Genomic DNA, 11721 nt, shown 5'->3' with positions numbered 1-11721 from the left:
TATGTTAGTGCACGGATTCTACAGGCAACGCTTAAGATCGGACCTCAGCGCTTCTGTGTCAGGGCGCGACGCTCGAACTCGACGATGCGCTGACGGTAGTGCTCGATGGTCTGGGCCGTCAGGACGCTGCGCTGGTCATCCTTGAGCTCGCCGTTGAGTTCCTGGGACAGCTTGCGCGCCGCAGCCACCATCACGTCGAACGCTTGTTTCGGATGACGAGGGCCTGGCAAACCGAGGAAGAAACTCACCGCCGGAGTGCTGAACAGATCGATGTCGTCCAGATCAAAGGTGCCTGGCTTGACCGCGTTGGCCATGGAAAACAGTACTTCGCCATTACCGGCCATGCTTTCGTGACGATGGAAAATATCCATCTCGCCAAAACGCAGGCCGCTTTCCAGGATGTTCTGCAACAGCGCCGGGCCTTTGAAGCCGGCAGCGTCACGGCAGATCACGCTGATCACCAAGACTTCCTCAGCGGCCGGCTGATCGTTGACCGACTGGCGCGGAGCATTGCTTTTGGTCGCAGTCTCGTCCGGGAAATCGCCGTCACGGCTGCTGAAGCTCGGGCCGTCGTCGACATCGAGGTTCAGGTCGCCCTGATGCGGCTCGGCGACCGCGGCGGCGTTGCGCTTGCCGCGCTTGGAAGATGGCTCGCGGGCTTCACGCACCGGCGCACTCATCGACGGCAGGTCGTGCTCGTCCAGCTGCGGCTCTTTATGGGTATCCAGCACACGGGGCGGCCCCAGCAGCTCGGCGTTGCCGTCGTCGTCAGGCAAATTGGACAGATTGCGGTCCAGACGGAACTTGAGCTTGCCCTTGCCACCGCGCATGCGGCGCCAGCCATCAAAAAGAATACCGGCAATGACAATAATGCCGATGACGATCAGCCACTCGCGCAGACCGATTTCCATGTAATCCCGTGCCTCTAATAAAAAATGCTGATAAATAAGGGGCTTAGCAACGTGCAAACCGCTTTAAAACGTGGCGCCAACTCTATGTTCTGACTGACGTTTTGCCCACGCATACGAAAAATTGACATTAAACTAGCACGACCAAAGATAACTTTACACCGTCTGTCAAAATGCCTTGAACAAATATGTCCATTTGCCACTTTCGCCAGACCGGTAAATCATCCTACGCAGCGCTAAGAATTATCCCTCATGACGAGGTTTAAGATTCCACCATCGCCATTGCTTCTTCCACATCCACGGCCACCAAGCGAGAACACCCGGGTTCGTGCATCGTCACCCCCATCAATTGATCCGCCATTTCCATGGCGATCTTGTTGTGGGTGATATAGATGAACTGCACCGTCTGCGACATCTCTTTAACCAGTCGGGCGTAACGTCCCACGTTAGCGTCATCCAGCGGGGCATCAACCTCATCGAGCATGCAGAACGGCGCCGGATTCAACTTGAAGATGGCAAACACCAGGGCCAATGCCGTCAGGGCCTTTTCGCCACCGGACAACAAATGGATGGTGCTGTTCTTCTTGCCCGGAGGCCGCGCCATGATCGTCACCCCTGTATCGAGTAGATCTTCGCCCGTCAGTTCCAAGTAAGCGCTGCCACCACCGAAAACTTTCGGGAATAAGGCCTGTAAACCGCCATTAATCTGATCAAAGGTATCTTTGAAGCGGTTGCGGGTTTCCTTGTCGATCTTGCGGATCACGTTTTCCAGCGTGTCCAGGGCCTCGACCAGATCGGCATCCTGGGCATCCAGATAACGTTTACGCTCGGACTGCTGCTGATACTCATCGATGGCCGCGAGGTTGATCGCACCGAGCCTTTGAATACGTGCGGCAATGCGCTCGAGTTCTTCTTCGGCGTCTTTTTCGTTGGCCTGGGCGTCCAGGGTGTTGAGCACGCCGTGCAGGTCGTAGCCATCTTCCAATAGTTGATCTTGCAGAGCCTTGCGGCGCACGGTCAGGGCTTGCCATTCCATGCGCTGCTGTTCGAGCTGGCTGCGGATCAGCTGGGATTGCTGCTCGGCCTGGGTCCGACGTTTTTCCGCATCGCGCAGCTCGCGGTCGGCGTCCTCCAGGGCGATCTGGGCGGTCTTGAGTTCTTCGTCGACGCTCATGCGTTTGTCGAGCAACTCTTCGAGCTTGAGCCGCAACTCTTCCAGCGGGGCTTCGCCCTCCTCCAGGTTGAGGCTCAGTTGCTCGCGTTTTTCGGTGAGCCGTTCGGACTGCATCTCCAGGCGCTCAAGGGCCTGGCGCGTGGCATCGTGCTGGGTGCGCAAGGAGCCGAGGCGAACCGCCAATTGGTGCGCGTGGTCCTTGTGCTGCCGCGCTTCCTGGCGCACGCGGTCGAGGCGTTCGCGCAGGCTGTCGCGCTGGGCCAGCAGCAGTTCGCGCTGCTCGGTGTCGAGTGCCATGCTGTCGAGCGCCTCCTGCAATTGCAGGCGCGCTTCGCCGATCTGCTCGTGCTCCAGGGCACGCTGCTCGCCGATCTCGGCCACTTCTTCGTCAAGGCGGGTGCGGCGCAGGGTCAGCTGTTCCGCCTTGGCTTTGCTCGCCGAGAGCTGGGCTTTCAACTCGCCTTGCTGGCGCGCTTCATCCTGCAACAGACGGCGTAAATGCTCGCGGCCGGTCTCCTGTTGGCGCTGGGTGGCGCGCAGGGTTTGCAATTCGGTTTCAAGGCTTTCCAGGGTGGCTTCGCGCTCTTCACGCTCGGCGATCAGGTTGACGATCTCCTGACCACGGGCCAGAACGCCGCTCTGCGCTTCACTGGCGCGGCGCACGCGCAGGAAGTGGCGACCGACCCAGTAACCGTCGCGACTGATCAGGCTTTCGCCGGCCGCCAATTGACCACGCAAGGCAAGGGCCTGCTCCAGGGAGTCCACCGGTTTGACCTGGCCCAGCCAGGGCGCCAGATCAATCGCCGCCTCAACCTTATCCAACAAACTGCCCGGCACACGCACGCCATCGGCTGCCGGGCTGAGCAAACGCAGATCGCCCTGGACGAAACCGGCCAGGTCGAAGCCGCCGAAATCATCGACCAGTACGGCTTGCAGGTCGGCGCCGAGCACGGTTTCCACCGCCAGCTCCCAACCCGCTTCAACCTTCAAGCCTTCAGCCAGGCGCGGGCGCTCGGCCAGATGTTGCTCGCGCAGCCACTCGGCAGTACCGGTGCCCGGATCCAGCGCGGCTTGCTGCAGGGCTTCAAGGGACGCCAGGCGACCGTTGAGCCGCTGTAGATCGCCCTGTGCCTGCTGCTGGGCCTGGGTCGCCTGTTGCAGTTGCTGGCGCAGTTGCTCCAGGCGCTCCACCTGTTGTTCTTCGCTGGCCTCCAGCTCTTCCAGGGTCATTTCGCTTTCAGCCAGTTGCTCGCTGAGCTCCATGATCGCCGCGTCTTCCGGGTCGGCGGCGAGCAAGGCGCGCTCTTCCTGCATCCGGCGCTGGCGCTCGGCCAGGCGCTCCATACTGGCTTCCAATTGCTGGATGCGTGACTGCTGGACCTCGGCCTGGCGGCGCGGCTCGGCGGACTTCAGGTTGAACGCATCCCACTGTTCCTGCCAGCCATGCATGGTGGTTTCGGACTCTTCCAGGGCCGCGGCAGCTTCTTCGGCGGCGGCGCTGGTGATTTCCTGCTCAGGGGTGAGCATGTCCAGCTCTTCGCCGAGGGTCAGCAGCAAGGTACGGTCATGTCCCAGGTGCGATTCGGTCTCCAGGCGCGCCCGTTCGGCCTCCTTCAGGTCGTCCTGCAATTGGCGCAGACGCTGCTGGCCATGCTGGATGCTCTGCTCGACGCGGGCGATATCGCCGCCCACCGAATAAAACCGGCCTTGCACCAGATTGAAGCGCTCGGACAGGTCATGGTGCCCGTCACGCAGGCGTTCGATGCTGGCGTCGGCGTTACGCTGTTCGGCAACCAGGGCTTCGAAGCTGATCTCCTGGGTGCCGATGATCGCTTCGCGCTGGCCGACCTGGTCATTCAACGCCTGCCAACGCAGGGCCGAGAGTTGCGCCTTGAGCTGGCGCTCCTCGCCCTTGTATTCCTGATACTTCTCGGCGGCCTGGGCCTGGCGGTGCAGGCGCTCCAACTGGCGCTCCAGCTCTTCGCGCAGGTCGGTCAGGCGGGCGAGGTTTTCATGGGTGCGGCGGATACGGTTTTCGGTCTCGCGGCGGCGCTCCTTGTACTTGGAGATGCCGGCCGCTTCCTCGATAAAGTTACGCAGGTCTTCAGGCTTGGCTTCGATCAGCTTGGAGATCATGCCCTGTTCGATGATCGAGTAGCTGCGCGGGCCCAGGCCCGTGCCGAGGAAGATATCGGTAATGTCGCGGCGCCGGCATTTGGTGCCGTTGAGGAAGTAACTGTTCTGGCTGTCGCGGGTCACTTTGCGGCGGATGGAGATTTCCGCGTAGGCCGCATACTCGCCGATCAGGGTGCCGTCGGAGTTATCGAACACCAGCTCGATACTGGCCTGGCTCACCGGCTTGCGGCTGGTGGAGCCATTGAAGATGACGTCGGTCATCGACTCGCCGCGCAAGTTCTTCGCGGAGCTCTCGCCCATCACCCAACGGACGGCGTCGATGATGTTCGACTTGCCGCAACCATTGGGCCCGACCACCGCCGCCATATTACTGGGGAAGTTCACCGTGGTCGGGTCGACGAAGGATTTGAACCCCGCCAACTTGATGCACTTGAGCCGCACGCTTAGGCGTCCGCCAACGCAGCGATCACCAGCGAGCTGCTGCGCTGGCAGTAGGCCGACAACACCAGGCGAATCTGTACCAGATCACGCGCCAGCACTGCGGCGAGCAATTGCTCGAACAGCGCCAGGTATTCACTCATGGAGGCCTTGCGCTGATCCAGGGCCAGGTAATACGCACGGTTCATCGCCGGTTGCAGGTTTTCGACGGTTTCCTGCAGGTACGGGTTGTTCGCAAACGGGTACGCGGCACGCATCACATTGAAGCTTTCTTCGACGAAGGCGCGGATGTCCCCCCGCTCATAACTGCCCTCCAGGCGTTGCTGGATTTGCAGGAATGGCGCCATGTCGGCCTGGGTCTGCCAGCCTTCGGCAACCGCATTGCCGAGCAGGATGTACATTTCGCCCATCAGCGTGCACAGGCTCTGCACCTTGTGCGCGGTGAGTTCGGTGACGTGTGCGCCACGGCGCGGCAGGATCGCGATGAGATGACGGCGTTCGAGGATCAGCAAGGCTTCGCGCACGGAACCACGGCTGACATTGAGCGCCAGCGTGACTTTCTGTTCCTGGATTCGCTCCCCAGGCTTGAGATCGCCGCGAATGATACGTTCGGCGAGGTGGTGAGCAATTTGCTCGGCGAGACTGTCCGGCGCCTTGAACGTCATGTTTTCCCTTCAGAATCTTCTGTCAATACAAGCGCGGCAGTGTAGCGCATTGGTCCATTGATGGCGCTATGTCCACCAAGGCGAATTTGGCATGAAACACGCAAGCCTCAAAGCCCACAAGCCCCGAAAAACACCGGTCCCAGAAGATTGGACCATAATTGAAAGTGTTGTGACCGAAGTTTCTTGACCTTCTGGTCAGAAAATCATTGACCGAAAAGTCAGACATGACTAGATTCGGCGCAAAGCGGTTAACAACAATAATGAGTCTGCGAGGCCTTCCGTGATCCAGTTTTTACTCAACCAGGAACTCCGTAGCGAGCACGCCCTGGACCCCAACCTGACCGTGCTCAACTATTTGCGTGAGCATTTGGGCAAATCCGGTACCAAGGAAGGCTGCGCCAGTGGCGACTGCGGTGCCTGCACAGTCGTGGTCGGCGAACTGCATACCGATGCTCAAGGTGCCGAGCAGATCCGTTATCGCAGCCTCAACTCATGCCTGACCTTTGTTTCGTCACTGCACGGCAAGCAACTGATCAGCGTAGAAGACCTCAAGCACCAAGGCCAACTGCACAGCGTGCAACAGGCCATGGTCGAGTGCCATGGCTCGCAATGCGGCTTTTGCACCCCAGGTTTTGTGATGTCGTTGTTCGCGCTGCAAAAGAACAGCGATGCGCCCGACAGCCAGAAAGCCCATGAAGCCCTAGCCGGCAACCTGTGCCGGTGCACCGGCTACCGCCCGATCCTGGCGGCCGCCGAGCAGGCGTGCTGCAACAAACCCGCGGATCAGTTCGACAGCCGCCAAGCCGAGACCATCGCCCGCCTCAAAGCCATCGCGCCAACGCAAACCGCTGAACTCAACAGCGGCGACAAACGCTGCCTGGTGCCGCTGACAGTAGCCGATCTGGCCGACCTCTACGACGCGTATCCGCAAGCCCGCCTGCTGGCCGGCGGCACCGACCTGGCGCTGGAAGTCACCCAGTTCCACCGCACCCTGCCGGTGATGATTTATGTCGGCAACATTGAAGAGATGAAGCGTATCGAGTCGTTCGACGACCGCCTGGAAATCGGCGCGGCCACCGCGTTGTCCGATTGTTATAGCGCGCTGCACCATGAGTACCCGGACTTCGGTGAGCTGCTGCACCGCTTCGCGTCCCTGCAGATCCGCAACCAGGGCACCCTGGGCGGCAATATCGGCAATGCCTCGCCAATCGGCGATTCACCCCCGCTGCTGATCGCACTGGGCGCGCAGATCGTGTTGTGCAAGGGTGAAACCCGCCGCACCCTGGCCCTGGAAGATTACTTCATCGACTATCGCGTCACTGCCCGCCAGGACAGCGAATTCATCGAGAAAATCATCGTGCCCAAGGGCCACACGCTGTTTCGTGCCTACAAGGTGTCCAAGCGCCTGGACGATGATATTTCCGCCGTCTGCGCCGCCTTCAATCTCAAGCTCGACAACGGTGTGATCAGCCAGGCCCGCGTCGCGTTCGGCGGCATGGCCGCCACGCCCAAGCGGGCGAAAAGCTGCGAAGCGGTGTTGGTCGGCGCCACCTGGAATGCCGCCACCGTGGAAAAAGCCTGTGCCGCCCTGGCCGAGGATTTCACCCCGCTCTCGGACTTCCGCGCCAGCAAGGAATACCGCCTGCTCAGCGCCCAGAACCTGCTGCGCAAATACTTCATCGAACTGCAAACGCCGCACATCGAGACTCGGGTGACCGCTTATGTCTAACCATCACGCCGTCGTTAAAACCCAGGCCGAACTCGCCGAGCTGTTTGCCCAGGACCTCACCTGCGGGGTTGGCCGCAGCGTCAAGCATGACAGCGCCGCCAAACACGTCAGCGGCGAAGCGCAGTACATCGATGACCGCCTGGAATTCCCCAACCAGTTGCACCTGTATGCGCGCATGTCCGACCGTGCCCACGCCAGGATTCTGAGCATCGACACCGCCCCCTGCTACGCCTTTGACGGTGTGCGCATCGTCATTACTCACGAAGACGTACCGGGCCTCAAAGACATCGGCCCGCTGATGCCCGGCGACCCCCTGCTGGCGATCGATACGGTGCAGTTCGTCGGCCAGGTGGTCCTGGCCGTCGCCGCCCGCGATCTGGAGACCGCCCGCAAGGCGGCGATGGCGGCAGTCATCGAATACGAAGACCTGGAGCCGGTGCTGGACGTGGTCGAAGCGTTTCGCAAACAGCATTTCGTGCTCGACAGCCACACCCATCAACGGGGTGATTCGGCAGGCGCGCTGGCCACTGCGAAAAACCGCCTGCAGGGCACGTTGCATATCGGCGGTCAGGAACATTTCTACCTCGAAACCCAGATCTCATCGGTCATGCCTACCGAAGACGGCGGCATGATCGTCTACTGTTCCACGCAAAACCCCACCGAAGTGCAAAAGCTGGTGGCGGAGGTGTTGGACGTGTCGATGAACAAAATCGTCGTCGACATGCGCCGCATGGGCGGTGGTTTTGGTGGCAAGGAAACCCAGGCCGCCAGCCCGGCGTGCCTGTGCGCGGTGGTCGCGCGCCTGACCGGCCAGCCGACCAAGATGCGCCTGCAGCGTGTGGAAGACATGCTGATGACCGGCAAGCGTCACCCCTTCTACATCGAATACGACGTGGGCTTTGATGACAGTGGCCGCTTGCAGGGCATCAACCTGGAACTGGCGGGGAACTGCGGCTGTTCGCCGGACCTGTCCAACTCGATTGTCGATCGCGCCATGTTCCACGCCGACAACGCCTATTACCTGGGCGATGCCACGGTCAACGGCCACCGCTGCAAGACCAACACTGCCTCCAACACCGCCTATCGCGGCTTCGGCGGCCCGCAAGGCATGGTCGCCATCGAGGAGGTGATGGACGCCATCGCCCGCCACCTGGCGCTGGACCCGCTGGCCGTGCGCAAGGCCAACTACTACGGCAAGACCGAGCGCAACGTCACCCATTACTACCAGACCGTCGAGCACAACATGCTCGAAGAAATGACCGCCGAACTCGAGGCCAGCAGCCAATACGCCGAACGCCGCGAAGCGATCCGGCTGTACAACGCCCACAGCCCGATCCTTAAAAAAGGCTTGGCGCTGACGCCGGTGAAATTCGGCATTTCGTTCACCGCCAGCTTTCTCAACCAGGCCGGTGCGCTGATCCACATCTACACCGACGGCAGCATTCACTTGAACCATGGCGGCACCGAGATGGGCCAGGGCTTGAACACCAAGGTCGCGCAAGTGGTGGCCGAAGTGTTCCAAGTGGATATCGGCCGTGTGCAGATAACCGCCACCAACACCGACAAGGTGCCCAATACCTCACCGACGGCGGCTTCCAGCGGTGCCGACCTGAACGGCAAGGCCGCGCAGAACGCGGCCGAAACCATCAAGCAACGCCTGGTGGAATTTGCGGCGCGCAAATACGACGTCAGCGAAGCGGATGTGGCCTTCCACAACGGCCATGTGCGGGTGCGCGATCAGATCCTGACCTTCGAGGCGCTGATCCAGCAGGCGTACTTCGCCCAGGTGTCGCTGTCGAGCACCGGGTTCTACAAGACCCCGAAAATCTTCTACGACCGCAGCCAGGCGCGCGGCCGGCCGTTCTACTACTTCGCATTCGGCGCGGCCTGCTGTGAGGTGATCGTCGACACCCTGACCGGCGAATACAAGATGCTGCGCACCGACATCCTTCACGACGTGGGGGCCTCGTTGAACCCCGCTATCGACATCGGCCAGGTGGAAGGCGGCTTTATCCAGGGCATGGGCTGGCTGACCATGGAGGAGCTGGTGTGGAACAACAAGGGCAAATTGATGACCAACGGCCCGGCGAGCTACAAGATCCCGGCGGTGGCCGACATGCCCCTGGACCTGCGGGTGAAGCTGGTGGAAAACCGCAAGAACCCGGAGGACACGGTGTTCCACTCCAAGGCCGTGGGTGAGCCGCCATTCATGCTCGGGATTGCCTCGTGGTGTGCGATCAAGGATGCCGTGGCGAGCCTGGGTGATTATCGCCATCAGCCGAAGATCGATGCTCCGGCGACACCGGAGCGGGTGTTGTGGGGGTGTGAGCAGATGCGGCAGTTGACCACTGCGAAGACGCAGGAGACTGAACTGGCCTGATCGTTCCCACGCTCTGCGTGGGAATGCCGCCCTGGACGCTCGGCGTCCGCTCTTGTGACGCCGAGCGTCACGGTATGCATTCCCACGCAGAGCGTGGGAACGATCTGACTGGAGGTGACTATGAACAACTGGATCAGCGCCCTCGCCGACCTGCAGAACCAGGGTGAACCCTGCGTGCTGGTGACCATCATCGAAGAGCTCGGCTCTACGCCGCGCAATGCCGGCTCCAAGATGGTGATCAGCGCCGCGCAAAGCTTCGACACCATCGGCGGCGGGCACCTGGAATACAAGGCCATGCAGATCGCCCGCGACATGCTCGTGCGGGGTCAGCAGAACACTCATCTGGAACGCTTCAGCCTGGGCGCAAGCCTGGGCCAGTGCTGCGGCGGCGTGACGGTGCTGCTGTTCGAACCCATGGGCCAGGTGCAGGCGCAGATCGCGGTGTTCGGCGCCGGCCATGTCGGCCGTGCGCTGGTGCCGTTGCTGGCGAGCCTGCCGTGCCGGGTGCGCTGGATCGATTCGCGTGATCAGGAGTTTCCGCAGCACATCCCCCAGGGCGTGCGTAAAATCGTCAGCGAAGAGCCGGTGGACGAAATTGCCGACCTGCCGGTGGGTAGTTACTGCATCGTCATGACACATAACCATGCGCTGGACCTGGAACTGACCGCCGCCCTGCTCAAGCGCAATGATTTTGCGTATTTCGGCCTGATCGGTTCGAAGACCAAACGCGTCAAGTTCGAACACCGCCTGCGTGATCGCGGCTTCGACACCGCACAACTGCAACGCATGCGCTGCCCCATGGGCCTCACCGAGGTCAAGGGCAAGCTGCCGGCAGAGATCGCCATCTCCATCGCCGGTGAAATCATCGCCACCTATAACGCCCATTTCGGCCAGCACACCGCGAGCGCCGAACCCATTGCCAAGCTGCTGCCGGCGTCCCGTCGCAGCCAAGCTTCGACTCCTTTTGCCAAGCATTGAGATGACCATGCCTTTGACTCGCAAAGCCTACCGTGCCGCCCTCCTGCACAGCATCGCCGACCCCGCTGAAGTCGGGATCGAAGCCTCCTATGAGTATTTCGAAGACGGCCTGCTGGTGATCGAAAACGGCAAGATCAGCGCGGTCGGCCATGCCGGCGACCTGCTGCCGACCCTGCCCGCCGATATCGACATCACCCATTACCAGGATGCGCTGATCACTCCCGGCCTGATCGACACCCATATCCACTTGCCGCAGACCGGCATGGTCGGCGCCTATGGCGAGCAGTTGCTGGACTGGCTCAACACCTACACCTTCCCGTGCGAAAGCCAGTTCGCCGACAAGGCGCACGCCGAGGAAGTCGCCGATATTTTCATCAAGGAACTGCTGCGCAACGGCACCACCACCGCATTGGTGTTCGGCAGCGTGCACCCGCAGTCGGTGAATGCGTTCTTTGAAGCAGCGGAAAAGCTCGACCTGCGCATGATCGCCGGCAAAGTGATGATGGACCGCAATGCGCCGGACTACCTCACCGACACCGCCGAATCCGGCTACCAGGAAAGCAAGGCGTTGATCGAACGCTGGCATGGCAAAGGCCGCCTGCACTATGCCGTCACGCCGCGCTTCGCGCCGACCAGCACACCGGAACAATTGGCGCTGGCCGGCCAACTGCTCGGCGAATACCCGGACCTGTACATGCAGACTCACATCAGTGAGAACAAGCAGGAAGTCGAATGGGTGAAAGCGCTGTTCCCGGAGCGCAACGGCTACCTGGACGTGTACGACCACTACAAGCTGCTGGGTGAGCGTTCGGTGTTCGCCCATGGCGTGCATCTGTGCGATGAAGAGTGCGCACGGTTGGCCGAGACCGGCTCGGCGGTGGCGTTCTGCCCGACGTCGAACTTCTTCCTCGGCAGCGGCTTGTTCAACCTGCCGATGGCCGAGAAACACAAGTTGAATGTGGGGCTGGGCACGGACGTCGGCGGCGGCACCAGCTTCTCACTCCTGCAAACCTTGAACGAAGCCTACAAGGTCATGCAACTGCAGGGGGCGCGGTTGAGCCCGTTCAAGTCGCTGTACCTTGCGACCCTGGGCGGCGCGCGCGCACTGCGCCTGGAAGACAAGATCGGCACCTTGCAACCGGGCACCGATGCGGACTTCCTGGTACTGGACTACAACGCCACGCCACTACTGAGCTATCGCCTGAAGCAGGCCAATAACATTGCCGAGACGTTGTTTGTGTTGATGACGCTGGGGGATGACCGCACGGTGTTGCAGACGTATGCAGCCGGCCAATTGGTGCACCAACGCTGAC

7 protein-coding genes are annotated in these 11721 nt (G+C 61.2%); 4 read left to right on the top strand and 3 right to left on the bottom strand.

The genetic code is table 11. The features are described from left to right. Positions 1 to 44: 44 nt before the first annotated feature. From zipA to MJP36_RS10255, 3 genes are all read right to left on the bottom strand, one after another. Positions 45 to 911 carry a cell division protein ZipA gene (zipA, locus tag MJP36_RS10265; RefSeq protein ID WP_244385303.1) on the bottom strand — a complete coding sequence of 289 codons (867 nt, stop codon included), beginning with the start codon at positions 909 to 911 and terminating at the stop codon, positions 45 to 47. Positions 912 to 1170: 259 nt separating this feature from the next. Further along, positions 1171 to 4659: a chromosome segregation protein SMC gene (gene smc / locus MJP36_RS10260; protein WP_244385302.1), complete on the bottom strand. Its 3489-nt coding sequence runs from the start codon at positions 4657 to 4659 to the stop codon at positions 1171 to 1173. A 2-nt stretch (positions 4660 to 4661) separates the two neighbouring features. Then, the gene (locus MJP36_RS10255) at positions 4662 to 5321 is read right to left on the bottom strand and encodes a GntR family transcriptional regulator (protein WP_198762732.1); all 660 of its coding nucleotides are present in this window, start codon (positions 5319 to 5321) and stop codon (positions 4662 to 4664) included. A gap of 280 nt (positions 5322 to 5601) precedes the next feature. Between MJP36_RS10255 and xdhA the strand changes: the two genes are divergently transcribed. From xdhA to guaD, 4 genes are all read left to right on the top strand, one after another. Continuing rightward, positions 5602 to 7050: a xanthine dehydrogenase small subunit gene (gene xdhA, locus MJP36_RS10250; RefSeq protein WP_198762733.1), complete on the top strand. Its 1449-nt coding sequence runs from the start codon at positions 5602 to 5604 to the stop codon at positions 7048 to 7050. Further along, positions 7043 to 9430: a xanthine dehydrogenase molybdopterin binding subunit gene (gene xdhB / locus MJP36_RS10245; RefSeq protein ID WP_244385301.1), complete on the top strand. Its 2388-nt coding sequence runs from the start codon at positions 7043 to 7045 to the stop codon at positions 9428 to 9430. Before xdhA ends, xdhB begins: the two co-directional genes overlap by 8 nt. A gap of 120 nt (positions 9431 to 9550) precedes the next feature. Further along, entirely contained in the window at positions 9551 to 10408 is an 858-nt protein-coding gene (xdhC, locus tag MJP36_RS10240; RefSeq protein ID WP_104994496.1) for a xanthine dehydrogenase accessory protein XdhC, read from the top strand. Between the two features lie 7 nt (positions 10409 to 10415). Then, on the top strand, positions 10416 to 11720 hold the full coding sequence (gene guaD, locus MJP36_RS10235) for a guanine deaminase (protein WP_244385300.1): 1305 nt from the start codon (positions 10416 to 10418) through the stop codon (positions 11718 to 11720). The last annotated feature ends 1 nt before the right edge of the window (position 11721 follow it).

This window comes from Pseudomonas palleroniana (assembly GCF_022836895.1).
Taxonomy (GTDB): domain Bacteria; phylum Pseudomonadota; class Gammaproteobacteria; order Pseudomonadales; family Pseudomonadaceae; genus Aquipseudomonas; species Aquipseudomonas palleroniana.
Note: the sequence above shows the minus strand (reverse complement) of the source record. Positions and strands in the feature narration are given on the sequence as shown.